Origin of the sequence: Ferruginibacter sp. HRS2-29, from assembly GCF_024343615.1 — a bacterium.
GTDB lineage: Bacteria > Bacteroidota > Bacteroidia > Chitinophagales > Chitinophagaceae > Ferruginibacter.
In genome coordinates, this window is sequence record NZ_RJUB01000012.1 from 44008 (window position 1) to 69669 (window position 25662).

A 25662-nucleotide genomic window follows, 5' to 3' on the forward strand; every position below is an offset into this window, starting at 1 on the left:
AAATAAAAAATAAGGAAGTGGGACTTTCAGTTTGTATTATTCCCGATAACCGGACCTTCATTATTTCCTGATGCTGACTTTCTTATTTCTTATTTAAAGTTTTTTATTTCTTATTTATTTTCAATGAAATATTTATTCCTGCTGAGCATCGTTTCCTGTATTGCCTTAAGTTCTGCTGCGCAAAGCCGGCATACCGTCAGTGGATATATAAAGGATGCTGCCAGCGGTGAAACGATTATTGGCGCAACCATTTCCATTAATGGCAATAGTAAGGCTGTAAGCAGTAACCAGTACGGTTTTTACTCCATCACACTTACGGAAGGCGAGTATACTTTTATCAGCACGCATATCGGTTACCAGGCCACCGTGTTCCGCACAAATCTTAACAAAGATACGGTCATCAATATTTCACTCACGCCCGGGGTGGCTTTGTCTGAAGAAGTGATCGTTACCGCCACCAAGCGGGAAAGTAATATCAGGAATGCGCAGATGGGAAAAATAACTTTGCCCATCGAGCAGATAAGGTCCGTGCCGGCTTTCCTGGGCGAAGTGGACCTGCTGAAGGTAGTACAGTTGCTGCCCGGCGTACGCAATGCAGGGGAGGGGAGTGCGGGCATTTATGTGCGTGGCGGTGGACCAGATCAGAACCTTATCATGCTGGATGATGCAGTTGTATATAACACTGGCCATCTTTTCGGCTTCTTTTCTATTTTTAATGCGGATGCGATCAAGAATGTGTCGCTGATAAAAGGTGGTATGCCGGCGCAATATGGCGGCAGGTTATCAAGTGTGCTGGATGTGTCGATGAAAGAAGGCAACAATCAGAAGATGCAGGTGGAGGGCGGCATAGGGCTGATCGCGTCGAGATTTTCTATTCAGGGGCCGATCAAAAAAGATAAGTCTTCGTTCATCATTTCGGCGAGGCGCACTTATGTGGATGCCATCGCGAAACCATTCGTAAAAAAGTCGAGCCAGTTTTATGGTTCGGGATATTATTTCTATGATCTCAATGCAAAGTTCAATTATAAATTCAGCGAGAAGGACCGTATTTACCTGAGTGGTTATTTTGGACGCGATGTATTCGATTTTAAAAACAGCAGGCAAAGCCTGAATGTGAATATCCCCTGGGGAAATGCTACCGGTACTTTCCGCTGGAACCATGTTTTCAACAACAAACTCTTCGCCAATACCACCGCGGTGTTCAACGATTATAAATTCAGCTTTACGGGGTTACAGAATAATTTCCAGATAAAACTTGCCTCAGGTATCCGTGACTTCAGCCTGAAGCAGGATTTTGATTTTTATCCATTCTCCAAACATAAGTTGAAGTTTGGTGGCATGTATACTTACCATCGTTTTACTCCGTCGATCATCAGTGGCCAACAGGATACAGTGGTGTTCAACCCGTTAAATGCGCAGGTGAAATTTGCTCATGAAGTGGCTGCTTATGTACAGGACGACTGGGATATCAGCAGCCGGCTGAAAGCCAATATCGGTTTGCGTTACAGTGCTTTCCAACAGGTTGGTCCATATAAAAAATACATCACGGATGCAGATGGCAACCGCATCGACAGCACCGTATATAGTGGGGGAAAAGCCGTGAAAACCTACGGAGGGTTCGAGCCGAGGCTGACCTTACGGTATAGCATAGACGAAGCCACTTCCGTAAAAGCTTCTGTTACGCGTAACCTGCAATACATCCACCTGGTGAGCAATGCCGGTACTACATTGCCAACAGATATCTGGGTGCCGAGTACCTACAAGGTAAAGCCGCAGCAGAGTTGGTTGTATGCCGCCGGCTTGTTCAGGAATTTTAAGAATAATACTTACGAGACTTCCATCGAGTTTTATTACAAACAGATGCAAAACCAGATCGAGTACCGCGAAGGTTATACACCCAATACTCTGTCGGATACGGAAGACGATTTTGTTTTTGGAAAAGGATGGAGCTATGGTTCGGAACTTTTCATCAATAAGGTGAAAGGCAGGTTTACGGGCTGGATCGGTTACACATTCAGTTATACCTGGCGTAAATTCCCGGCATTGAATGCGGGAAATAAATACCCTGCAAAATATGATCGCAGGAACGACATGAGCATCGTGGCGATGTATGAACTGAATAAAAAATGGAAACTCTCCGGTAGCTTTGTTTATGGCACAGGTAACGCCGCCACGTTGCCTCAACGATTTTATATCATCGGCGGTGTATTGTCGCAGGAATACAGCAGCATAAACCAGTACAGGCTTCCATCTTACCATCGTCTTGACCTTTCCGCGGTATTAACCCCTAAAAAGAATGAAAACCGTAAATGGAAAACGGAATGGGTCTTTAGTATTTACAATGTATACAGCCGGCAGAATCCTTACTTCATCTATTTCGATCAATCCGGCAGCCCGTATGATGGCTCGTTGAAAGTACAGGCAAAACAGGTGTCGATATTTCCGGTAATACCGGCGGTGACATGGAACTTTAAATTTTAATTACACGAATTAGTATCTGCCTGCGGCAGATGGATTACACGAATTACATGAATTCGCGAAAAAACGCGATATTTCCTATAAAGCTTTTTCAAGAATTCGTGTAATTCGTGTAATTCGAAAAAATTCGTGTAATCAAATTCTCGAATAATCATTGATCTTCTCCAGCTCCAGCAGTATCGCCGAATCATCCGGCATCTTCCTGAACATCGGGTTGAACTTTGCATCATAGACGATCTCGTGCCAGGTATAACTGGTGCGTGAAACCACGGTATTGGAGTATCCTTCATCAAATGCACGGATGTTTACCAGCACCTGCACTTTGGAATCATCGATCTCTTTTTTGGATAAATTATACAGCGGGCTATCTTCATTGATGGGGTGCACAACCGTCCAGCTGAGGGCGAGTGACATTACCTTATCCAGCTGCAGCGGCAATGAAAAGAACTTGGTGGTGAGTACACCATTCTGATCCACATTCATGGTTAGTGTAACCGTAGCCGTTAGTTCGGATAATGTGCTGTTCTTTGTTGGCGCCAGCCGGAACATCAATGCTTTTCCTTCCTGGAAAGGCGCTATAAGTGCATTGTGGCTGTAGCGGATGAATGCTTTGGGGTTTACGAATCTTCCGTATAGCAGGCCGGTGATGATAGCGAGTGTCATGATACCGATGAGCGCTTCCAGTGATGATACGGTATTTGCCAGCAGGCCTATCGGGCTGATTCGGCCGTACCCGACAGTAGTAAGCGTTTGTGCCGAAAAGAAATAAGCTTCTTCAAAATTCTCGAAAGGAGTGCCTTGTATCAGGCCATTCATTTTATCCAGTCCGATGAGGTAATAAATGCAGGCGAACAGGAAGTTGATGACAGTGTAGAATAAAAAGATCAGCAGGAAAAATTTCCAGTTGGGTAGTTTCAGCATGTAATGATAAATACTGAAACGCTCGAAAGGATTCAGTCCCGATTTGATCACATTGGAAGTGCCGTCTTTATTCAGGAACCTGCCATCAAGACTTTGATTATTGTTGGAGTAGCCGGTGTTGTCCAGCTCCTTGAGTTGTTTGTTTTTAGAAAAGCCCATTCAGTTAATAATTAATAATTAATAATGAATAATTGGAAAACCTGAGGAACTCTATTATTCTTATTGATACAAACAAATGTAATTCCGAACGCTTCAATAAACAGCAATCCGGAAAAATTATTAATTATTAATTCAGCCTAATTGTTCTTCTTATGAACAAATCTGATTGTTCCGCTTTTCTGCAAATCCGAAGTGATCCTTACTTCGTAACGTTTTGTTCCGTCGGTAACGACCATCAATGCTGTATTTGGAGGGATGGTGCCGAGATTTTCGGCAAACATCACCAGTTCGTTCACATTGCTGCCAGCAGGTACAGTCAGGTTGAGCGTGATAGGTTTTGTGGTCAGCCGTTTTTTGCCCAGCAATAATTCGTTGTTGTAGTAAAGGGAAATGCTGTCGCCGTCCACTTCACCGTTATCGTACAATTCTACCTTCACCACATCATTTTCCACTTCAAGTGTCTTCAGCAAAGCATTCCCCCTTTTCTCATAATTCAAGGGAATGTTATTGATGGTTACCGGTACCTGAACGGATGGTGTGCTTTCCACAGGCATATTTCCTTTGTTGGGGGTAAGACTGGTTTCGGGAACATTCTTTTTGGGTGTGGTTACTTTGGCAACCGGTGGGGTAGCAGCCGGTTTTTTAGCGGTAGCCGTGGATGTTTTTGCAGGTGTTTTTGACGGGGTAGTTTTTGCCACTCCGGATTTCGGGGTGCTGTTGAATTTAGGAATGCTTGACCTCAGTGTACGTTTGTAGAGCGCTGTGGTGCCATACCCGCATCCGCCAGACTGGTTGGGGGCCGGAACCCAGCTACCGGCAAGGCTTTCGCCATCGGCGGTTTTGGTGTAGGTAAGGCGGTGCACCTGGAAGCAGTTGCTGAACTGTACAGGAACATTCGTTTTGGTGCGTTCCACTTCTTCTATTTCTACATAATTTTTTGATTTGTCTACGGTGCCTTTAAGGCGGCAAATGGTGTACAACCGTTTGCCATCACCATTAAAATAGGTATAAGAAAAACCTGATACCTGGTTTCCTTTGAACTCCAGGTCGAGCACATATTCGCATTTGTCGCCCGCCCAACTCTTTGTAGACGAGCTTTTATCAATGAATTCACCTTTCCATTGGCCGGTAAAATCCTGGGCTGAAACGGTGATGCAAATGCCGGTAAAAATCAGGGAGAGTAACAAAGACTTCATGTAACAAAAAATTTCGAACTACAAATTAACAGCATTTAAACCTTGAAAACTTTGATTTATCCTTTTCATTACTAAAGACTTCGTTAAATTTGCACTTTAAAAATACACCGTATTAATTAAATGATGATCAAAGTAACACTACCAGATGGTTCTGTAAGAGAGTACGAGCAAGGCGTTTCGGCTTTGGACGTAGCGAAATCTATCAGTGAAGGACTGGCAAGAAAAGTATTGGCAGCGAATGTCGATGGCGAAGTGTGGGATGCCTCAAGGCCCCTTAACAAGGATGTTTCGTTGAAACTGCTGACGTGGGACGATACGGACGCTAAATCTACTTTCTGGCATTCTACGGCGCATCTGATGGCTGAAGCGGTGGAAACCATGTATCCCGGTGTGAAATTCTGGGTAGGCCCCGCTGTGGAAAAAGGGTTTTATTACGATATGGATCTGGGCGATAATGTGATGACAGATGAAGACCTGGTAAAACTGGAAAAAAAGATGGGTGAACTGGCCAAACAGGCGAACCCATACCTGCGCAAGCCGATCTCAAAAGATGAAGCGGTGCAGTTGTTTACGGAAAAAGGCGATGAATATAAACTGGACCTGCTGAGCAACCTGCAGGATGGCAATATCACTTTGTACAGCCAGGGCGGTTTTACCGATCTCTGCCGGGGGCCGCATATCCCGAATACCGGTTTCATCAAAGCTGTAAAGCTGATGAGTGTTGCCGGAGCATACTGGAAAGGCGATGAAAAAAATAAGCAGTTGACCCGTGTTTACGGTGTTTCGTTCCCGGCGCAAAAAGAGCTGGACGAATACCTGGCGATGCTCGAAGAAGCAAAGAAACGCGATCACCGCAAGCTTGGAAAAGAGCTGGGTATTTATACTATGAACGATGATGTGGGCCAGGGCCTGCCTTTGTGGTTGCCCAATGGTACTATCATTATTGAAGAACTGGAAACACTGGCGAAAGAGACCGAAAAAGCGGCAGGGTACAAACGGGTGGTTACCCCGCATATCGCCAAGGAAAGTATGTACCTCACCAGCGGGCATCTTCCGTATTATGCGGATAGCATGTTTCCGCCGATGGAACTGGATGGTACAAAATATTACCTGAAAGCGATGAACTGCCCGCATCACCATAAGATCTTTGACGCGGAACCCAAGAGTTACAAAGACCTGCCTTTCCGCATAGCGGAATATGGAACCTGTTATCGTTATGAGCAAAGCGGCGAATTGTTTGGGCTGATGAGGGTGCGTTGCCTGCATATGAACGATGCGCATATCTATTGCAGCAAGGAGCAGTTCGCGGAAGAGTTCAGGGCGGTCAATGAAATGTATATCAAATACTTCGGCATTTTTGGAGTAGATAAATACGTGATGAGGTTAAGCCTCCACGATCCGGCGAAGCTGGGACAGAAATATGTGAATGAACCGGAATTATGGAAGGAAACCGAAGATATGGTGCGCCAGGTGCTCATCGATTCCAACATCCCGTACATTGAAGTTCAGGACGAAGCGGCTTTTTATGGTCCGAAAATTGACGTTCAGATATGGAGTGCGATCGGCCGTGAATTTACGCTGGCAACCAACCAGGTAGATTTCAACAGTGGCAACAAATTCAAGCTTTCTTATAATAATAAGGAGAATGGACAGGATGTTCCGTTGATCATCCACCGGGCGCCGCTGGGTACGCACGAGCGTTTCATCGGGTTCCTGCTGGAACATTATGCGGGTAAATTTCCGGCATGGCTGGCGCCATTACAGGTGAAAATATTGCCTATCAGCGATAAATTCATGGATTATGCAAATACTATTTTGGAAACGCTAAAAAAAGCAGATATTCGTGTAGAAATCGACGACCGTAATGAAAAGATCGGGAAGAAGATCCGCGATACCGAAATGGCAAAAGTGCCTTACATGCTGGTAGTAGGAGAAAAAGAAATGAACGAGCGCCAGGTAGCGGTTCGCAGACAAGGGAAAGGCGATGCCGGTGTGAAAGGACTGGATGAATTTGTGGCAGAGCTGGTTCAGGAAATCAAGGAGAGAAGAGGAAACGAATCAATTACGAATTAATAATTACGAATTAAGAATGTCGACAAGGGCGAATCGAAATAAAGCTTCGCAATGACAGCATTCTTTTGGGATAAAAAGTTTCTTCGCTAATTCGTGTAATTCGCAAAATTCGTGTAATAAAAAATAAACAACATTGTAAATTAAAAAATCTAAATGGCATTTCCACCAAGACCGCCCCGGGGAGCGTTTAATCCACGATTTAAAAAAGAACAACAGCAGGAGCACCGTACCAATCATATGATCAAGGTGCCTGAAGTGAGGTTGATCGGCGAAAACATCGAGCCGGGAGTTTATTCCTTACAGGATGCGATGCGTATCGCGAAAGACCAGGAACTGGATCTTGTTGAAATCTCACCAGGTGCTAACCCGCCGGTGTGCAGGATCATCGATTACAACAAATTCCTGTACGAAGAGAAGAAGAAGAAAAAAGAAATGAAGGCGAAAGCCAAAACGAGTGAAGTAAAAGAAATTCGTTTTACCCCAAATACAGATGACCACGATTTTGAATTTAAAGTGAAACATGCCGAAAAATTCCTGAAAGACGGAGATAAGGTAAAAGCACACGTACAGTTCAAAGGCCGTGCGATCATGTTCAAGGAAAGGGGCGAATTGTTATTGCTGAAATTTGCCGATAGCCTGAAAGATGTAGGTGCGTTGGAAGGTTTGCCAAAGATGGAAGGTAAGAGGATGCTGGTCATGTTTGCACCAAAAGCGCAAAGCAAGAAAAAAGACCAGGGACTTGGTAAACTGATAAAAGAAGATAAACCCGCTCCTGAAGCGGCACCGGAAGCGAAACCGGAATAAGTTAAAAGGGAAACTAACGTTTCCCTTTTTTGTGAATGGTGAATAGTGAATGGTCAAACCTTCGAAATTTTTTATGTTTTTCAAAAGTTTTTCATTCGCAAACAATTTTGATAGATCTGTAGGAACGTGCCAATGGCGCGTTCTTTTCATTCGTCATTCGTAATTATACATTCGTAATTGATTTATGAGTATCAGTTTAAACAAATACATCAGCGATTCCGGTTTCTGCAGCCGCAGGGAAGCCGACCGCTACATCGAAGAATGCCGCGTTACCATCAACGGCCGTGATGCCGATAAAGGCAATCGTGTGGAAGAAGGGGATGTGGTGAAAATTGATGGCGAGCCGTTGAAAAAGAAAAAAGCGCCGGTATATATTTTACTCAATAAACCCAAGGGCGTTACCTGCACCACCGACCTCAAAGACAAAACGAATATCATCGATTTTGTAAATTTCAAGACGAGAATTTTCCCGATAGGAAGACTTGATAAACTTTCGGAAGGGCTGATATTCCTGACGAATGACGGCGATATCGTCAACAAGATATTGCGTGCCGGCAATGGCCATGAGAAAGAATATGTGGTGAATGTAGATAAACCCATCACGCCCGATTTTATAAAAAAAATGCGGAACGGGGTGAAGATATTAGGAACCGTTACAGCTCCTTGTTTTGTAAAACAGGAAGGCGACAACCGTTTCAAGATCATCCTTACGCAGGGGCTCAACAGGCAGATAAGGCGTATGTGCGAAGCCCTCGATTACCGGGTGACTGCGCTCAAACGTGTACGTATCATGAACATCACACTAAGTGGTTTGCCAACAGGCAAATGGCGTTTTTTCAGTCCGCAGGAACTCGAAGCCATCAACAGCATGGTGGCAAACAGCAGCAAAACGGCCGGAGGTGAAGTGAGTGAGTCGATGGGAGAATGATTTGGTGAATGGTGAATGGTGAATAGTGAATAGTAAATAGTGAATAGTGAATGGTGAATAGTGAATAGTGAAACCTTCGAAGCTATAAATATTTCATCAAGACTATACTATCGGAAATTCATCTCTGCGAAAACTCTGCTCCCTCATGTTCTCCGCGCCTGCCCCGCATTAATGGCGTGGGGGTAAGGAATGGCACAATTATTTCAGGGTTTAGCTCATGAAAAAAAGTCTCGCCACCGCACTGCTCATGCATCTTTTCTTTTTTGGTCACACACAAATTGAATATCCTTCAGCATCCAATACTTTTTCCCTGTCGATCGAAGGCCGAAAGGTGAACATGTCGTACATGGACGTCCGTCCTGCAAAGGAAACCGGCAAGAATATCCTTTTGCTGCACGGCAAAAACTTCAATGGATATTACTGGAAAAATGTGATTCCGTTTTTTACGAAGCTTGGGTACCGAATCATCATTCCCGACCAGGTAGGATGGGGGAAATCGGACCATCCTGATATTCATTACAGTTTTCATCTTTTGGCGAACAATACCAAAATATTACTCGATAGCCTGGGTATAAAACAAACCATTGTGCTCGGCCATTCCATGGGTGGTATGCTGGCAGCCAGGTTTGCGCTGATGTTTCCGTCGATGGTGGAAAAACTCATCCTCGAAAACCCGATCGGGCTGGAAGATTACAAAACGTTTGTGCCTTACCAGTCTTTTGAAAAATTATTATCGAAAGAAAAAAAGGCCACCTATGAATCGTATAAAAAATACCAGCAATCCTATTATCCGGAATGGAAACCGGAGTATGAGCAGTATGTGCAGGCGCAGGCTGCTGATCTTAATTCTCCGCAGTTCGACAACATTGCCCGGGCCAATGCCTTTACTTACCAGATGATCTATGAACAACCCGTGCTGTATGAATTTGACAGGCTTGTTGTACCAACGTTGTTGATCATCGGGCAGGCAGACAGAACGGTTGTTGGTAAAGATCAACTGGATGACGCCGGCAAAAAGAAATATGGCGATTATCCTTCGCTCGGTAAAATGGCGCATGCAAAGATCAAAGGAAGTATGCTGAAAGAAATAGCGGGTGTCGGGCATATCCCTCATGTTCAGGATATTACGGCGTTTGAAAATAGTATTTCAGCATTTCTGAAATAGCACGGATCTGCCAGGTTTCCTTAAAATCCACAGGAAGTCCACAAATACGGAAGTTCACACGCTTTTTGGCCATTTTTGCCCAAAAGTCCACAAACTTAATTTGTTGACAATCTGTTGGATGCGTGTGGACCTACACGGTGAACCCCGATAAGGTCCACAAAAAAAGTTCACAAAAAAAAATCACAAAAAAAATTCCCTGATTGATAAACCCAAACCTGCCCCAATGTGCAGATATACACCAGAGAAAGGTATTTTTACATTTCAGACAGGAATGTTTTTAATTCCTCCATCCTTCGATAGCTTGCCGCCGATTCATCATTTTAAATACCCTCATGCAGGCAATGAACAGTAAGAACAGGTCACTCATCATTTTAATATTAGGCCTGTTATCAGCGATAGGCCCGTTTTCCATAGACATGTACCTGCCCGGTTTTCCCGCCATGGCAAAGGATCTTCACACATCTGTAGACATGATATCCTATTCGCTGGCGAGTTTTTTTGTGGGAATCTGTTTCGGCCAGTTGCTGTTTGGCCCGCTGCTCGACAGGTTTGGACGAAAAATGCCGATGCTGGCCGGGCTCACCTTGTACATTATCGCGTCCATTGGGTGTGCTTTATCCCACAGTGTGGAAATGCTGGTGATATTCAGGTTCTTACAGGCACTCGGCGGCTGTGTAGGCGTTGTAGCACCCAGGGCGGTTATACGTGATCTTTTCCCGGTGGAAGAAAACGCGAAAATATTTTCTCTGATGATCCTGATCCTCGGCGTATCGCCAATAGTAGCGCCCACCGCCGGAAGTTATATCATCAGTCATTTCGGCTGGAACAGCGTGTTCTTTGTACTCACAGTCATTACCGCACTGGTATTGATAGCTGTGATCTTCTGGCTGCCCGAGAGCAAGAAGCCGGATCCTGCCTATTCACTACGGGCAAAACCGATCCTGACCAATTTTTACAACGTGATCAAAGTGCCGCAGTTTTATACCTATTCACTTACCGGCGCCATCTCTTCCGCCGGGCTTTTTGCTTACCTGGCCGGTTCGCCGTATGTGTTCATGGAATTGTTTGGCACTACCGAGCAGGAATATGGCTATATTTTCGCCATCATTGCCGCCGGCCTCATCACCTGCAGCCAGCTCAATACCTTATTGCTGAAAAAATATACCAGCCAGCAGCTCAGCGTGGTAACGCTGAGCATACAGACCGCGGTGGGTTTATTACTTTTCTTCGGAACATTATTGAACTGGCTTAACCTCTATAGTACCATCGCTTTGATGGCCATGTTCCTCAGTTGCCAGGGGTTCAGTTTTCCCAATTCATCGGCCTTATCAATGGCTCCGTTTACCAAAGATGCAGGAAGCGCTTCGGCCCTGATGGGGGCCATGCAGATGGGAGCGGGCGCCCTTGCAGCAGCGATAGTGGGCATGCTGAATGCAAGATCGGCCTTGCCGGTAACGGGTGTGATGGCTGCCTGTGCACTCATCGCATTAGTAATATTGCTATATGGAGTTACCCGGATATCCAAACCGGCAGATCGGGCGAACCTGGAGGAACAGGTAGTTAGTCAATTAAGAATTAAGAATTAAGAATTAAGAATAGAAAGCGAAAAGGGGATCACAGATTTAAGGAGGATGAAGGGGATTACACAGATTGTTTTTCACGCAGTGAAAAACGAAAATGCAGTTTATAATGCCTTGGTTTACTTGAATAAATTGCGGTAATTACTAACTGCATTTTCGTTTTCTGCGGAGCAGGAAACAATCTGTGCAATCCCCTTCATCCCTTTGTAATCTGTGATTATCTTATCCGCTTCAATAATCTCTGTAATCCCCTTCATCCTCCTGAAATCTGCGATTACCATTCTTCATTCTTAATTTTTCATTCTTAATTAATTAATGTACTTTGACAGTCCTTAAAAACTATCTACTATGACCCTCAGATTGACCTGCATCCTGCTGCTGGCTTCCATACAAGTGATCGCCCAGCCCAGGCTCCCGAAAGATTACTATTATAAAAAACTTGCCAACGGCCTCGAAGTGGTAGTCATCGAAAACAATAAGGTTCCGCTGGCTACCATCGAAATTGCTGTAAAAAATGGCGCCTACACCGAAGGCCCTGAATATAGCGGGCTCAGCCATCTGTTTGAGCACATGTTCTTCAAAGCAAACAGGGATTATCCCGACCAGGAGAAATTCCTGAAACGTGTGCAGGAACTTGGCGCCATCTGGAATGGCACCACAGGAGATGAACGCGTGAATTATTTTTTCACTTTTGATCGCGATAGCCTTGCTGCCGGGCTGAAATTCATGAATGCGGCAATTCGTTTTCCCATCTACAAAAAAGAGGATATGCTGAAGGAACGCCCGGTGGTGGACGGCGAATTTCAGCGGGGAGAAAGCGATCCGCAGAACCAACTCTGGATGGCGGTCGGCAAAAAAGTATGGGGCGATCTTTTTACCCGTAAGAACCCCATAGGCGAGCACGACATCATCAACACAGCTACGCCGGAAAAGATGATGATCATCAAAGACAAATATTATCATCCCAATAATTCATTGCTGGTAATTGCCGGAGATGTTAAACACGACAACGCTTTCGCCCTTGCTGAAAGCATTTATGGCGACTGGCCGAATAGTGGTTTTGATCCGCATGAAAAATTTCCTATACCTGAATTTAAACCGCTTACTGCAACCGACTATTTCGTAAAAGAATCTACCATTGCCCAAACACCCAACCTGATGTACATGTGGCAGGGCCCCGATTATCGCCACGATTCTGCGGCAACAATGGCGGCAGATGTATTCAATACAATTCTCGGCCTCAATGCTTCCAAATGGCAGCAGGCGCTGGTAGATAAAGGGCTTACAACTTATGCAAGCGTAAGTTATCAGACGGAAAAATATGTGGGGCCGATCGTTATTTATACATTGCCCAATCCAAATAAGTTGAAAGAGTGTTATGAAGAAATTGCCCGCCAGGTAAAGATGTGGGGCAATGATGATTACATCACCGATGATGAAATAGCGTTGGCCAAGCAGGTGATGAGACGGAATGATATCAGGCAGAAAGAAAAGCCATCGTCGCTGCCTAGCTCGCTTACTTACTGGTGGTGCAGCACTTCTTATGAATTTGGTACGGATTATATAGACAATGTGATGAAGGTTTCAAGGGCCGATATCAAAAATTACATAGCGAAATACATCACTGGTAAAAGTTATGTAGCAGGTATGATCATCAACCCTGAAATGAACAGGTCCACTGGTGCATCTATGTTCTTTAAACCAAATTTTTAATTCGTCTGAAAAGATCTTTCGGACAAATCACATCAAATAATTTAAACTCATACAATATGAACAAGCTATTTAACGCAGCTAAATGGTCGTTTTTCCTGCTGGCTGTTACAGGCACGCAATATGCCGCGGCGCAAAAGGCCCCCGCGTATGAAATGAATGTGGAAGGGGTGAAAGTGATCGTGCAGCCAAGCGGCAACGATATTGTGGATATACAGACGGTGATCAAAGGTGGGGTGCAGAATTATCCGCTCAACAAACAAGGGATCGAGCGCCTGGCCTTTTCGGGCCTTACGGAATGCGGTACTTTGAACGATGATAAAAATTCTTTCAAGAATAAACTCGACAAGGTTACCGCCTACATCTACGGCAACTCGGGCATGGATTTCTCTTCGGTAAATATGAATTGTATCAAGAGCGATCTTGATGTGGTATGGCCGCTCTACACGGATGCCATCACAAAGCCGGCTTTTGATCAGAAAGAGTTTGACCGGATGAAACAGGATGCCATCAACAGCCTGAAATCACAGGCTTCACAACCGGACTATGCTATATCCAAACTTGCAAAAGAGACGGCATTTAAAGGAAAAGATTATGCTAAAAGTCCCGAAGGCACCGAAGCCACGGTAAAAACGCTTACAGCCGCTGAAACAAAAGCTTATTATCAATCGATCCTTACAAAATCGCGGATGGTGATAGTAGTGGTGGCGGATATCGAAAAAGAAGCGCTTACCAGAATGCTTACGCAACTGCTCACACCCATCCCGCAGGGCAAACCATTCGTGTTGAAAAAACAACTGTACAAGCCCGTAAAAAGTACTTTCGCGTCGCAAAAAAGCGATCTTGCCACCAATTATATCCAGGGAATAACCAGCGCACCTGAGCCCGGAACGCCTGATTTCAATGCTTTCAGCCTGGCGATGCGTATATTTTATGATCGTCATTTCCTGGATGTGCGTTCCAAGAACGGGCTTTCTTATGCTCCGGCCACCTGGTTTGACGGCGGGGCATCGCCTTCTGCAAACCTGTTTGTGTCCACAACAGAACCCGACAAGTATATTGCCGTAGCAAATGCGCTGATTGAAAAGATCAAAAAAGAGGGGTTTACCGAGGCAGAACTGAAGGACATGAAAACGACTTATCTCACCGGTTTTTATTATCGCCAGGAAACCAACGGGGCGCAGGCCAATTCATTTGTAGCCAACGAAGTATTGCATGGCAACTGGAAAAGGGCGCTTACGATGAACGATGACATGAAAAATGTGACCGTAAAAGACCTCGATAACGTATTTAATAAATATATTACCAATATAACCTGGGCATACCGGGGAAATACTTCCAAGGTAAACCCTAAGTTGTATACGGGTGATAATAAGGTAGTTACGAAGTTGCCTCCGGCGAAGATCAATCCTCAAAAGCGCAATTGATCAATTACGAATTGAAAATTACGAATTACGAATGAAGGCCAGTTCGCATAATTCGTAATTTTTAATTCGTAATTCGTAATTTTTTCTTACTTTTGCGTCCCGAAATAGGAAAATCTATTTTGGAACATTTCCCACACGGCTCAAAAAGTGTACATCTGTTTGTACCGCCAGCAGGGAGTAACTACAATAAGTTATATAATGCCAAAGGTTAAAACCAACAGCAGCGCCAAGAAGCGCTTTAAAGTTACCGGTACAGGTAAAATTACTTTTCAAAAAGCTTTCAAACGTCACATCCTCACCAAAAAATCTACCAAGCGCAAACGTGCTATGCGTAAAGATGGTGTAGTAGCAGACAGCAACATGCACTTTGTAAAGCGTTTATTGGGTATGAAATAAACCTACCCCTCGGTCCCCTGAAGGGAGTGAGAAGTAATTCAACAACTATTAACTTTAAAAAAATTAGAATATGCCACGTTCAGTAAATGCAGTAGCCAGCAGGGCACGCCGCAAAAGAATCTTAAAAGCTGCCAAAGGGTATTATGGCAAGCGTAAAAATGTATACACCGTTGCGAAAAACGTAATGGAAAAAGGGCTTACTTATAGCTATGTAGGCCGCAAATTGAAGAAGAGAGAATACCGCACCTTATGGATTGCACGTATCAACGCGGCAGTAAGGGCTGAAGGTATCACTTACAGCGAATTCATCCACAAATTAGCTGCAAAGAACATCGACCTGAACCGTAAGGTGCTGGCTGATCTTGCAATGAACGAGCCGGAAGCTTTCAAAGCGCTGGTGAATTCAGTGAAATAATTTGAGTTTATAAATTTTGAAGCCGTCTGCGTCAGTAGGCGGTTTTTTCATGCGCTAAACGGATAATTTGATAATGGATAAAGGATAATGCTTTATGTTTGAAACAGCTTTAAAAAACAGGCTGTACTTCCCAGCCTGAAATAAATTATCCATTATCCATTATCCATTATATCTATCTTTGCTTCGCAAAAAATTTTCTTCATCTTTTTCAAAGACTATTCATAAGAAATGAATAACACGTACGACAGCCTTGTTCAACAAACTTTCAACTTTCCGCAGGAAGGAATAAAGCTTGATAATAACTATTTGCAGTGGAACGATGTAGATATAAAAGCGTTGATCGACAAACACGGCACACCGTTGAAAGTGAGTTATCTTCCAAAGATCGGGATGCAGATAAACAGGGCGAAAAAGATGTTTGAGCTGGCTTTCAAAAAGCACAAATACGAAGGGCAATACAATTATTGTTACTGTACCAAAAGTTCGCATTTCAGCTTTGTCGTAGAAGAAGCGTTGAAACATAATATCCACCTCGAAACTTCTTACGCATATGATATCGATATCATCAATGCGTTATACAAAAAGCGGAAGATCAACAAGGATATCAATATCGTGTGTAATGGGTTTAAACAAAAAAATTACACCAGCCGTATAGCCAAGCTGATCAACTCCGGATTTAAGAATGTGATCCCCGTACTGGATAACAAGGAAGAGCTGAACATGTACAAACGCAACATCCGTACCGGTGAGCCTTTCAAACTGGGGATCCGCATTGCCGCGGAAGAAGAACCTACATTTCCGTTTTATACCTCAAGGCTTGGCATAAAAGCGAAAGACGTGCTCGAATTTTATGTGGATGAGATTGAAGGATACGAAGAAAAATTTCAGCTGAAAATGCTGCATATATTTTTGAACAAAGGGATCAAAGACGATATCTATTACTGGAGTGAACTGCAGAAAAGTATCACCCTTTATTGCCAGCTGAAAAAGATCTGCCCGGAGCTTGATTCCATCAACATCGGCGGTGGTTTCCCTATCAAGCATTCTCTTGGTTTTGAATACGATTACCAGTTCATGATCAACGAGATCGTAGGCAATATCAAAAATGCCTGCAAGAAAGCCAAAGTGCAGATGCCGAATATCTTCACCGAATTCGGAAGTTTCACTGTAGGCGAAAGCATGGCGCATATCTACAGCGTGATCGGCGAAAAGATCCAGAACGACCGTGAAACCTGGTATATGATCGATTCATCTTTCATCACCACATTGCCGGATACCTGGGGTATCGGCGAAAAATTCCTGATGCTGCCCATCAACAAATGGAAGAACGAATACCAGCGTGTGGTGTTAGGCGGCATCACCTGCGATGGCCATGATTACTACGATTCGGAAGAACATATCAATGAAGTGTTTTTGCCAAAAGTAAAAACTACCAAGGAAGACGCGTTGGAAACGAACAGTGAGCCCCTGTACGTCGGTTTCTTTCATACCGGCGCCTACCAGGACCAGATCAGCGGTTATGGCGGTATCAAGCATTGCCTGATCCCTTCACCAAAACATATCATCATAGAGCGTGATAAAAACGGGAAATTGATTGAATGGACGTATGCGAAAGAGCAGACGAGCCAGAGTATGCTGAAGATATTAGGCTACTAGACAATTACGAATTAGAAATTACGAATTACGAATTTTCCAGAGGAAGCTGCTTACGATGTAAGCGGCTTTTTTTATGGCGGGCACTTCTTTTGAACAATTTTTACAGACTTACTGGCTCTCAGTTTAATCTACATATTTTGACTATTGACTATTCACGATTGACTATGGCGCTTTGAACGCATCATCGGAATGCATGGATTTATTGTATAGATAGTATTTCCCGTCCTTGTAATTTTTCCAGTAGCGATGCCCTTCCAGGTCGTAATACAATCTTCCGTCCACCGTTTTTTTTGCGGCCGCATCATTTACCGTGATGACTTTGGGAGTAGCGGTCTTTATTTTTTTTACCGGCGCCGCCGTAACAGGTTCTTTGGCAGGCGTTGTTTTTTTGCTGCAACTGAAGAGAAAACTTAATACACAAACGGTAAATACGAAGGATATCTTTTTCATTAATTTCAGGTTTGCCTTTCAATTGCAATAATGCTACCAAATATTCAAAACAGAAATATGAAATTTATTGGCATATTTACCGCTCTCATTTTTGCCGCAGGTATGAGCGCAAAAGCCCAGTCTGCAGAGGATTCTGTAAAAATGGTCATCAATAACCTGTTTGCTGCCATGAAACAAGGGGATGGCAGGTCTTTGCAAAATTGTTTTGCCGACAGTGCGCTTTTACAAACCGTCTCCCGTAATAAGGCCGGCGAAACAATCGTGCGGAATGAACCGGTAAGCGATTTCGTGGCTTTTATAAGCAGGGAAACCAAAGGAAATGCCGATGAGCGCATCACTTTTGAAACCATAAAGATCGATGGCAATCTTGCGATGGCCTGGACACCTTACCAGTTTTATTACAAGGGTCAATTCAGTCATTGCGGAGTCAATTCTTTTCAGCTGGTAAGAATGAACAATGGCTGGAGAGTGCAGTATATCATTGATACCCGAAGAAAAGCGGGATGTAATTAGATGCCAAAAGATCTGAACGAAGAGAAAACAAGGATCACGGATTTCAAATTGATCAGGGGATTACACAGATTGTTTTCACTCCGTGAAAACTAAAATGCAGTCTATAAATTTCCAGTATTTATTTCACTAGAAATTTTTATAAACTGCATTTCTATTTTGCGCCAGCAAAATAATCTGTGTAATCCCCTGATCAATTTGAAATCTGTGATCCTATCTTCTTTTCATCTTATACTTCTTATTCACTTTCGGATTGTTGAAATATTCATCCAGTTCTTTTTCATTCGGGGTTTCTTCAGCGATCGGGATATCGATCAGCTGTATCTGGGTCTGCTTCAGTTCGTCCCTTAACTTTTGCGATTTGTTGATGATCGCCGGGTCGCGTTTGCCCACCAGCTGATTTTCTGCCATCAGGTATTCCAGCCTTTTGATGCTGCTGCGGATAAGGGTAGCGGTATTCTGTTCGTAACTGCTGTTGGGTGATGTGGCTTCTTTAACCGGAACCAGCGCCACGCCAACACTTGGCAGGATCTTGCCGGTAGTTTGCTGGCTGGTATTTGGCAATGATGAAAAGATAGTGCCACCCAAGGCCGTTGATGCCGAAGCAAGATCGAATCCTGTACGGCTGCGTTTTACCTTTTTGATCTTGCGGTCAACTATCCGGAAACTGCTCTTTAATTGTGTAATATAAGTCGATACTTCTTTTCGCAACCGGTCAAACTCCATCACCTGTTGCGGATAATTGATATTCTCTTTCACAGTGATCTCTATCGCCGCTGTATCGGAGGTATGAAATTTATTAGTACCGATGAAGAAAAGATTGATCTTACGTTGTTTATCGCGGTCCCCGTCTTTTACAAAATCAAAGGGGGCCGTCCAGGTAAAATCATCACCACACTTCAATACCGGCGTGCTCGATTTGATGGCGTAATTGCTGATATAAGTGATATCATCGATCGGGAAACTACCGTTGTCGCATTGAATCTTAAAACTCAGCGTATCGCCTTCTTCAATGAACAGGCTATTGGTGACAGAAGGTTTTAATTTGGAAGGGATGATCTCTGTGCTGTAAAAAAGCAATACGAAGGAAGTATCTATACGGTCTTCGGGATCGTTGAGATTTTGTACGCTGAGGTTCACTTTGTACTCGTAATCATATTTCAGCCGGCCGGAAAGGAAATAGGATTTTTCTACTTTGAAGGAAAGCAAACCATTGTCCTTATTGATCTTCAGGCCTACGGGAGAATTTTTGAGGAACCAATAATATTTGGAAACATCCTTATTGATCTCCAGTTGATAGCGAAGGGTAGAGTCTACGTGGATGGTAAAATAAGGATTGAGGTTTTTGATACGCAGCAGGGAGGTATCGTACATCTTTCTGGGAAAAGTATCTGTATGAACCTGGCTGAATACAGTGGAAAAGGAAATGCATAGTATTGCCAGTAAGGCCAGTTTCTTCATGTTGAGTTTAATTTTGTTGAACCACAGAGTACAGGGAGGACACAGAATAACACAGAGGTAAGAAGAAATTTTCTTATTGTATTTTACTCTGTTTTACTCTGTGTCCTCCCTGTACTCTGTGGTTCATTTCCGCGAAAATAAAGAATAAAAAATAAAAAGCCTCCGCAAGAATGGGGAGGCCTTACCTTCTAAATGAATCAGGTAATCAACTGTATGTTCTTTAAATGTTCTTATTGTACATTGATTTCTTTAGCAACGGCTTTTGCTATCTCTTTTTTTGGTAATTCCAAAACAAGGATGCCGTTTTCATATTTCGCGGAAATGTTTTCAGTGTCGATCTTGTCATCCACAGTAAAACTGCGTTTGAACGCTTTCCTGCTGAATTCCCTGCGTACAACCTTATCGGTTGTGGTAGTGTTTTCTTCTTTCTTTTCGGCGCTGATGGTTAACACGTTGTTGTCTAATTTCAGGTTGAAATCAGCTTTTTCGAAACCTGGTACAGCTAATTCCACTACATAGGAAGCTTCCTTGTCGGTGATATTTGCAGGAGGAAAATGCAATACATCTTCCCTGAGTGATTTGCCCGCTGCTACCGGGAATTCGTTGAAAAGGTCTTTCATCAATCCGTCGAATGTTCTGAATCCGTTGTGTGCTCTAACTAAAGTCATGGCGTTTATTTTTTTAATTTTTGAAATTTTGTTGTTTCACAGTCTTGTTCAAAATGTATTCCAGTCGATTTTTTGAGCCATAATTACAAAAAACGGAGAATTTTGGCGTCAAAATGGCGGTTAAGTAGTGTTAGTTACGCCAAAACGGCCGCTTTCAAAAGAAAAGCATCGAAATCTTTCAATTTATAATTCCGAATAACATTGTATTTTTGCATTTTAAAAATCAAAAACTAAAAAAATGTATCCAGCAGAAATAGTAGTACCCATGAAAGAGGAGCTGACTGAAAATGGGTTTACAGAATTATTGACAGCAGAAGATGTTGAAAATACTTTGAAAGAAAAAGGCACCACGTTGGTAATGATCAATTCGGTGTGCGGTTGCAGCGCCGGTACAGCAAGGCCCGGGGCTATCATGTCTGTATTGAATGCAGCAAAAAAACCAGATCATATCACCACCACTTTTGCTGGTTTTGATGTGGATGCGGTAAAAAAAGTAAGGGAGCATTTGTTGCCTTATCCTCCGTCTTCACCTGCCATCGCTTTGTTTAAAGATGGCCAGTTGGTTCACATGATTGAGCGCCACAACATTGAAGGGCGCAGCGCACAGATGATTGCCGAGAACCTGATAGCGGCATTTGATACGCATTGTAATTAATTTTTATTAAAACCCGGGAGTTTTTCAAAACCTCCGGGGTTTTAAAGAAAAAAATATATCCTTCCGCTGGTACCAAATACCCGGGAGGATTTTTTATTGCGCCTGACAAAGAATATATTGCACCACATTTTTATCAAAATCATACAATGTATCCCAACTTATACTACGTTTTTAAAGAATGGTTCGGTGTTGAATGGAACGCACTGAAGATCCTGAATACATTCGGCCTGATGGTGGCACTGGCGTTTATCGTAGCCGCTGTGGTCATCAGTTCAGAGTTGAAAAGAAAAGAAAAGCTGGGGCTTCTTCAGCCACGTGAAGAAATGATCGTTGTCGGCAAACCCGCGTCCTTCATGGACATCCTTATCAACGGGCTTGTCGGATTTTTATTCGGATACAAATTATTAGGACTGCTGATCAGCAAAGCTCCGGAAGTAAATGCGCAGGAATACATCTTTTCAAAGGAAGGTAATATCATCGGTGGCCTGGCATTGGGTGCTGTAATGGCGTTCATGAAATGGTCTGATAAGAACAAACAAAAATTAAAAACTCCGGAGAGAAGGGCTGTAAGGATCTGGCCGCATGACAGGGTGGGAGACATCATCATTCTCGGGTTGGTATTTGGTATCCTTGGGGCAAAATTATTTGACGCAGTTGAGCACATGGATCAGTTTCTCGCCGATCCGGTAGGAACTATTTTTTCCGCCAGCGGATTGACTTTTTACGGGGGCTTGATCTTAGCCGCCATCGCCATCTGTTGGTTTGGATATAAAAAAGGGATCAAGATCAGGCATCTCGTAGATAGTGCCGCACCCGCGCTGATGATCGCTTATGCCATCGGGCGTATAGGCTGCCAGGTGTCGGGGGATGGAGACTGGGGGGTTTTCAACAGCGCTTACACCAGCGATGCTTATGGAAAAGTATCAGTAGCAGAACCCGGAGATTTTCAAAGAACACTCAACAATAATGCGGCTTATTTTACAGAAGGTAAAGCGCCGGACAGCACGGGGCAATTGCGGTTTGTAACCGACCGCACCTACGGGTCGCTGGATAAAGTGCCGCATCGTTTTTTCAAAGGGCCTTCTTTCCTGCCAAACTGGTTCTTTGCTTACTCCTATCCGCAAAATGTGAACAACGACGGTGTTCTCATTCCCGGGATAAAGGAAGAGCATAACCGCATGCTTCCGCAGCCGGTTATTCCCACTTCATTATACGAAACCATCATATGTACGCTCTTTTTCCTGTTTTTGTGGGCCATCCGGAATAAGATAAAGCTACCATACATCATGTTTGGGATTTATCTGGTTTTAAATGGAGCCGAGCGTTTCATGATAGAAACCATCCGTGTAAACCGCACTTATGCCACCGGCAAATTCTCCTTATCCCAGGCTGAGATCATTGCATTGCTATTGATAATCAGTGGTTTAATTTTAATTGCTTTCGCAAAATTCCGCAGGCAACCTGAGGATTAATTTCGGCATTTATATACTTTGACAGGGATAACCATTACCGGTTATCCTTTTTTTTGGCCATTTATTTATAAAACATTGTACTATGCTAAACAAAGTACCTACCTTTGTGAGGTAGTTTTGAAGGTATAGAACTATAATTAATTAGCCAACCCCGACAGCCATCGGGTAAAAAACAAAAGTATAGTCATGAAAAAATTATTTACCACACTGACATTAGCGGCTATCAGCTACTGCAGTTTCGCCCAGAGCGGCGGAAAAGTTTCGGGAAAGATCAAAGACGGCGGAAACCAGGTAGTGATCGATGCTGCCGCAATTTCCCTGTTGAATGCAAAAGATTCTTCCCTGGTGAAAACATCCGTTACCGATAAGGAAGGCGGATTTTCATTTGAAAATGTAAAAGACGGAAATTACCTTGTAATGGCCACTTCGGTAGGCCATACCAAAGTGTACAGCCAGCCGTTGAGCATCAGCCAGGGTTCTGCCGCCGAAACCGGTGTTTTGCAATTGCTTCCTGCCAATAAGAACCTGGCGGAAGTAGTGGTGACCGCAAAGAAACAATTTGTAGAACGTAAAATCGACAAGACCATCATCAACCCGGATGCGCTGATCTCCAATACCGGTACAACCGCCATGGAAGTGTTGGAAAAAGCTCCGGGTGTGTCGGTAGATAAAGACGGTAATATCAGCCTCAAAGGAAAACAAGGCGTGATCGTGATGCTGGATGGCAAACCATCGTACATGAGCGGTGCCGACCTAGCCAACTATCTGCGCGGGCTGCCGTCGTCTACCATTGAAAATATAGAGTTGATGACGAATCCTTCCGCGAAGTATGATGCTTCAGGCAACTCCGGTATCATTAACATCCGCACTAAAAAGAACAAGCAAAAAGGTTTCAACGGATCTTTGTCAGCCGCCTACGGACAAGGTATTTACCCAAAAACTAACAACAGCCTCAACCTGAATTACAAGGTGGGTAAAGTAAATATCTTCAGTACGCTGAGCGCCAATTACCGCGAAAACACCAATTATCTGGACATCAACCGTATCTATGGGAATGATGACAAAACGGTGCGTGCGATCTTCGATCAGAAAACGATCACCAAACGCCGTAACCAGAATTACAATGGCAAGATCGGGATGGATTTTTATGCCACTAAAAAAACAACGCTCGGGTTCGTATACCAGGGTTATACCACACCCGGCACCGAAGACGGTTCCAGCACCAGCTTTCTGAAGAGCCCTTTGGGAATTACGGATTCTATCGTGACTGCGATGAGGCGTGAAAAAAGTACCTGGAAAAGCAACTCGCTCAACTTCAACGTACGCCATACGTTCGATTCCACCGGCCGCGAGTTGACGGCTGACCTGGATTACGTGCGTTACAAATCAGGCAGGGAGCAGGATTTTGAAAATGGTGTATTCAATCCCGATTTTACCAATAAATACAACGACCGGCTGATGGGTGACCTGCCGGCGGATATTAAAATATATTCTGCCAAAACGGATTACACACATCCTTTCAAAAAAGGTTTGAAAATGGAAGCCGGTTTGAAATTCAGCTACGTGACAACTGATAACGCCGCCAAATATTTCAACGTGATCAACGATGAGAAACTGGTGGATTATAAAAAGACCAATCATTTTGAATACAAGGAAAATATAAACGCGGCATATGTGAATTTCAGCAAGAATATCAAGAAATGGGGCTTCCAGCTTGGTTTGCGTGCAGAAAATACCAATTACGAAGGGCTGCAGTCGGGCAACCCGACCAAACCTGATTCGGCTTTCAAAAGGAGTTACACGAATGTATTCCCGACCATCTACATCAGTTATGAAGCGAACAGTAAGAACAATTTCGGTTTCTCATTCGGCCGCCGTATCAACAGGCCCGATTATGAAGACCTGAATCCATTCCTTTTCTTCATTGATAAATACACTTATGAAGAAGGTAACCCATTCCTGAAACCTATGTACAGCAATGTGTTTGAGCTTTCTCATACGTACAACCAATTCCTGACAACAACATTCAATTACAGCCACACAACTGATCTTTTCAATGAAACATTTAGACAGAGCAATCAGCCAGACGACAGCATATCTACTATTGTCAGCCGCGGTAATTATGGGATTGTGAACAACCTTAGTTTATCGGTAAATGCCCAGGTGAAAGTTACAAAATGGTATACGGCCATGCTGTACGGCGAAGCCCGTTACCTGGAAACCAAGGGCGACCTGAATGGTGAAGTATTGGATATCGAATCAAAAAACCTTGCCTTCAATGTGAACAACCAGTTCAGTTTCAAAAAAGGCTGGAGTGCTGAATTGTCGGGCTTCTACAGAACGAAATTAACTGAAGGTCAGATGACGATCAAAGCGCTTTCTCAGATAGACGCGGCAGTGAAAAAAGATGTATTGAAAGGAAAAGGATCATTGCGTTTATCGGTACGCGATATTTTCGGGCCGATGAAAGTGCATGGTGGAATGAACTTCCAGAATACGATCGTTGCCTTCCAGCAGGTACGCGACAGCAGGGTAGTGACCCTCGGTTTCAACTACCGCTTTGGTAAGCCTATCAAAGGGTTGAAAAACAGGAGATCCGGAGGTGCCGGCAGCGAGCAGGACAGGATCAAAAATGCTAATTAATATACATTGAAGCGGCGGAAGCCGATTACCTTCAGCAAGTGTCTTTAGGTTGGTTTCCCTTCAGTAGCACCGGCTATCTTGTAATGAGGTGGCCGGTGTTTTGTTTTTGAACCACAGAGAACAGGAGGCCACAGAGAAACCTTTAGATAGAAAACAGCTCTTTGATAGGTAATTAAGATTAATAAAATTTGTGAAAGGAAATGGGGTGAACTTGACAGAGGGCTAGACTTACGATCTAATCTGTGTATCAGTCCCCATCGCCTTCCACGGTTGCAAGGCCCAATTAGAATATTAAGTCCTTAAAGACTAATTAAAGGTTTTAGGCAAAGCAACTTTTTATTAATGCTTAAAAACAAATTTATGAAAGTTCAGCACATTATCGGAGCAGACCTCTCCAAAAAAACAATTGATGTGTTTTGTCATTCTACCGGCACTCACCATTGCATTGAAAACAATGAAAGCGGATTTAGATTATTGTTGCAATGGTTTAAAGAACAGAACGTATCCACCTGCCAGGCAGGTATCTTCATGGAACATACCGGACTTTACAGTTACCTGTTTGAAGAATTTTTACATCGGTATTCGATTTTATTTGTAAAGGTGGCTGCTTTGGAAATACTAAGATCCCAGGGCATAGTAAGAGGGAAATCGGATAAAATAGACGCCAGAAGGATCGCATTATATGGGGTAGAGAAACAACATAAGCTAATACCCCATGCTCCTGTGGATAAAGATCTTGATCGCTTGAAAATGCTCAATACAGTTCGTTCCGGCCTGGTAAGACAAAAAACTTCTTTAAAATGCAGCCTTAAGGAATACCGCAATATCGGAATCAAGGAGAGTGATCTGATCATTAAATCTCAACAGAAAGTATTAGCAATGCTGGAAAAACAAA

The 25662-nt window shown here is 43.6% G+C and carries 21 protein-coding genes; 16 read left to right on the plus strand and 5 right to left on the minus strand.

Annotated features, from left to right (window positions below; translation table 11 throughout):
• The first annotated feature begins 123 nt into the window (after positions 1 to 123).
• Positions 124 to 2481 carry a TonB-dependent receptor gene (locus EGI32_RS06480; protein WP_255154569.1) on the plus strand — a complete coding sequence of 786 codons (2358 nt, stop codon included), beginning with the start codon at positions 124 to 126 and terminating at the stop codon, positions 2479 to 2481.
• 132 nt (positions 2482 to 2613) lie between these two features.
• Here EGI32_RS06480 and EGI32_RS06485 read toward each other — a convergent pair whose 3' ends face one another.
• Together EGI32_RS06485 and EGI32_RS06490 are read right to left on the minus strand one after the other, a co-directional pair.
• Positions 2614 to 3558 (minus strand): ion channel, encoded by a 945-nt coding sequence (locus EGI32_RS06485; RefSeq protein WP_255154570.1) that lies wholly within the window; start codon positions 3556 to 3558, stop codon positions 2614 to 2616.
• 137 nt (positions 3559 to 3695) lie between these two features.
• Complete coding sequence (locus tag EGI32_RS06490; protein WP_255154571.1) at positions 3696 to 4754, minus strand: hypothetical protein; 1059 nt, start codon at positions 4752 to 4754, stop codon at positions 3696 to 3698.
• Positions 4755 to 4874: 120 nt separating this feature from the next.
• Between EGI32_RS06490 and thrS the strand changes: the two genes are divergently transcribed.
• The 10 genes from thrS (at position 4875) to EGI32_RS06540 (ending at position 16908) form a co-directional block, all read left to right on the plus strand.
• Complete coding sequence (gene thrS / locus EGI32_RS06495) at positions 4875 to 6827, plus strand: threonine--tRNA ligase (RefSeq protein ID WP_255154572.1); 1953 nt, start codon at positions 4875 to 4877, stop codon at positions 6825 to 6827.
• 153 nt (positions 6828 to 6980) lie between these two features.
• Positions 6981 to 7631 (plus strand): translation initiation factor IF-3, encoded by a 651-nt coding sequence (gene infC / locus EGI32_RS06500; protein ID WP_255154573.1) that lies wholly within the window; start codon positions 6981 to 6983, stop codon positions 7629 to 7631.
• Between the two features lie 184 nt (positions 7632 to 7815).
• Positions 7816 to 8559 (plus strand): 23S rRNA pseudouridine(2604) synthase RluF, encoded by a 744-nt coding sequence (gene rluF, locus EGI32_RS06505; protein WP_255154574.1) that lies wholly within the window; start codon positions 7816 to 7818, stop codon positions 8557 to 8559.
• Between the two features lie 217 nt (positions 8560 to 8776).
• Entirely contained in the window at positions 8777 to 9724 is a 948-nt protein-coding gene (locus tag EGI32_RS06510; protein ID WP_255154575.1) for an alpha/beta fold hydrolase, read from the plus strand.
• A gap of 332 nt (positions 9725 to 10056) precedes the next feature.
• Positions 10057 to 11310 (plus strand): multidrug effflux MFS transporter, encoded by a 1254-nt coding sequence (locus tag EGI32_RS06515; protein WP_255154576.1) that lies wholly within the window; start codon positions 10057 to 10059, stop codon positions 11308 to 11310.
• Positions 11311 to 11652: 342 nt separating this feature from the next.
• Positions 11653 to 13017: a pitrilysin family protein gene (locus EGI32_RS06520; RefSeq protein WP_255154577.1), complete on the plus strand. Its 1365-nt coding sequence runs from the start codon at positions 11653 to 11655 to the stop codon at positions 13015 to 13017.
• 56 nt (positions 13018 to 13073) lie between these two features.
• Complete coding sequence (locus EGI32_RS06525; RefSeq protein ID WP_255154578.1) at positions 13074 to 14441, plus strand: pitrilysin family protein; 1368 nt, start codon at positions 13074 to 13076, stop codon at positions 14439 to 14441.
• 198 nt (positions 14442 to 14639) lie between these two features.
• Positions 14640 to 14837 (plus strand): 50S ribosomal protein L35, encoded by a 198-nt coding sequence (gene rpmI / locus EGI32_RS06530; protein WP_255154579.1) that lies wholly within the window; start codon positions 14640 to 14642, stop codon positions 14835 to 14837.
• Between the two features lie 70 nt (positions 14838 to 14907).
• On the plus strand, positions 14908 to 15252 hold the full coding sequence (gene rplT, locus EGI32_RS06535; protein ID WP_255154580.1) for a 50S ribosomal protein L20: 345 nt from the start codon (positions 14908 to 14910) through the stop codon (positions 15250 to 15252).
• Positions 15253 to 15480: 228 nt separating this feature from the next.
• A complete protein-coding gene (locus EGI32_RS06540) occupies positions 15481 to 16908 on the plus strand; it encodes an arginine decarboxylase (protein WP_255154581.1) in 1428 nt (475 codons plus the stop codon).
• Between the two features lie 162 nt (positions 16909 to 17070).
• Here EGI32_RS06540 and EGI32_RS06545 read toward each other — a convergent pair whose 3' ends face one another.
• Positions 17071 to 17358: a hypothetical protein gene (locus tag EGI32_RS06545; protein ID WP_255154582.1), complete on the minus strand. Its 288-nt coding sequence runs from the start codon at positions 17356 to 17358 to the stop codon at positions 17071 to 17073.
• 57 nt (positions 17359 to 17415) lie between these two features.
• Here EGI32_RS06545 and EGI32_RS06550 point away from each other — a divergent pair, with 57 nt between their 5' ends.
• Positions 17416 to 17871 (plus strand): nuclear transport factor 2 family protein, encoded by a 456-nt coding sequence (locus tag EGI32_RS06550; RefSeq protein WP_255154583.1) that lies wholly within the window; start codon positions 17416 to 17418, stop codon positions 17869 to 17871.
• A gap of 210 nt (positions 17872 to 18081) precedes the next feature.
• Here EGI32_RS06550 and EGI32_RS06555 read toward each other — a convergent pair whose 3' ends face one another.
• The gene (locus EGI32_RS06555) at positions 18082 to 19329 is read right to left on the minus strand and encodes a hypothetical protein (protein ID WP_255154584.1); all 1248 of its coding nucleotides are present in this window, start codon (positions 19327 to 19329) and stop codon (positions 18082 to 18084) included.
• A gap of 230 nt (positions 19330 to 19559) precedes the next feature.
• Positions 19560 to 19997: an Hsp20/alpha crystallin family protein gene (locus EGI32_RS06560; protein WP_255154585.1), complete on the minus strand. Its 438-nt coding sequence runs from the start codon at positions 19995 to 19997 to the stop codon at positions 19560 to 19562.
• A 238-nt stretch (positions 19998 to 20235) separates the two neighbouring features.
• Here EGI32_RS06560 and EGI32_RS06565 point away from each other — a divergent pair, with 238 nt between their 5' ends.
• The 4 genes from EGI32_RS06565 to EGI32_RS06580 form a co-directional block, all read left to right on the plus strand.
• Positions 20236 to 20652, plus strand: coding sequence for a BrxA/BrxB family bacilliredoxin (locus tag EGI32_RS06565; RefSeq protein ID WP_255154586.1), 417 nt, complete (start codon positions 20236 to 20238; stop codon positions 20650 to 20652).
• Positions 20653 to 20798: 146 nt separating this feature from the next.
• The gene (locus EGI32_RS06570; RefSeq protein WP_255154587.1) at positions 20799 to 22124 is read left to right on the plus strand and encodes a prolipoprotein diacylglyceryl transferase; all 1326 of its coding nucleotides are present in this window, start codon (positions 20799 to 20801) and stop codon (positions 22122 to 22124) included.
• A 186-nt stretch (positions 22125 to 22310) separates the two neighbouring features.
• Complete coding sequence (locus tag EGI32_RS06575; protein WP_255154588.1) at positions 22311 to 24767, plus strand: outer membrane beta-barrel protein; 2457 nt, start codon at positions 22311 to 22313, stop codon at positions 24765 to 24767.
• 360 nt (positions 24768 to 25127) lie between these two features.
• On the plus strand, positions 25128 to 25662 hold a 535-nt coding region (locus EGI32_RS06580), incomplete at its 3' end, for a transposase (protein WP_255154589.1).

Excerpts from the sequence above, each read along its gene's own strand:
- EGI32_RS06480 (WP_255154569.1), top strand. The coding sequence starts at position 124 with ATGAAATATTTATTCCTGCTGAGCATCGTTTCCTGTATTGCCTTAAGT.
- EGI32_RS06485 (WP_255154570.1), bottom strand. The coding sequence starts at position 3,558 with ATGGGCTTTTCTAAAAACAAACAACTCAAGGAGCTGGACAACACCGGC.
- EGI32_RS06490 (WP_255154571.1), bottom strand. The coding sequence starts at position 4,754 with ATGAAGTCTTTGTTACTCTCCCTGATTTTTACCGGCATTTGCATCACC.
- thrS (WP_255154572.1), top strand. The coding sequence starts at position 4,875 with ATGATGATCAAAGTAACACTACCAGATGGTTCTGTAAGAGAGTACGAG.
- infC (WP_255154573.1), top strand. The coding sequence starts at position 6,981 with ATGGCATTTCCACCAAGACCGCCCCGGGGAGCGTTTAATCCACGATTT.
- rluF (WP_255154574.1), top strand. The coding sequence starts at position 7,816 with ATGAGTATCAGTTTAAACAAATACATCAGCGATTCCGGTTTCTGCAGC.
- EGI32_RS06510 (WP_255154575.1), top strand. The coding sequence starts at position 8,777 with ATGAAAAAAAGTCTCGCCACCGCACTGCTCATGCATCTTTTCTTTTTT.
- EGI32_RS06515 (WP_255154576.1), top strand. The coding sequence starts at position 10,057 with ATGCAGGCAATGAACAGTAAGAACAGGTCACTCATCATTTTAATATTA.
- EGI32_RS06520 (WP_255154577.1), top strand. The coding sequence starts at position 11,653 with ATGACCCTCAGATTGACCTGCATCCTGCTGCTGGCTTCCATACAAGTG.
- EGI32_RS06525 (WP_255154578.1), top strand. The coding sequence starts at position 13,074 with ATGAACAAGCTATTTAACGCAGCTAAATGGTCGTTTTTCCTGCTGGCT.
- rpmI (WP_255154579.1), top strand. The coding sequence starts at position 14,640 with ATGCCAAAGGTTAAAACCAACAGCAGCGCCAAGAAGCGCTTTAAAGTT.
- rplT (WP_255154580.1), top strand. The coding sequence starts at position 14,908 with ATGCCACGTTCAGTAAATGCAGTAGCCAGCAGGGCACGCCGCAAAAGA.
- EGI32_RS06540 (WP_255154581.1), top strand. The coding sequence starts at position 15,481 with ATGAATAACACGTACGACAGCCTTGTTCAACAAACTTTCAACTTTCCG.
- EGI32_RS06545 (WP_255154582.1), bottom strand. The coding sequence starts at position 17,358 with ATGAAAAAGATATCCTTCGTATTTACCGTTTGTGTATTAAGTTTTCTC.
- EGI32_RS06550 (WP_255154583.1), top strand. The coding sequence starts at position 17,416 with ATGAAATTTATTGGCATATTTACCGCTCTCATTTTTGCCGCAGGTATG.
- EGI32_RS06555 (WP_255154584.1), bottom strand. The coding sequence starts at position 19,329 with ATGAAGAAACTGGCCTTACTGGCAATACTATGCATTTCCTTTTCCACT.
- EGI32_RS06560 (WP_255154585.1), bottom strand. The coding sequence starts at position 19,997 with ATGACTTTAGTTAGAGCACACAACGGATTCAGAACATTCGACGGATTG.
- EGI32_RS06565 (WP_255154586.1), top strand. The coding sequence starts at position 20,236 with ATGTATCCAGCAGAAATAGTAGTACCCATGAAAGAGGAGCTGACTGAA.
- EGI32_RS06570 (WP_255154587.1), top strand. The coding sequence starts at position 20,799 with ATGTATCCCAACTTATACTACGTTTTTAAAGAATGGTTCGGTGTTGAA.
- EGI32_RS06575 (WP_255154588.1), top strand. The coding sequence starts at position 22,311 with ATGAAAAAATTATTTACCACACTGACATTAGCGGCTATCAGCTACTGC.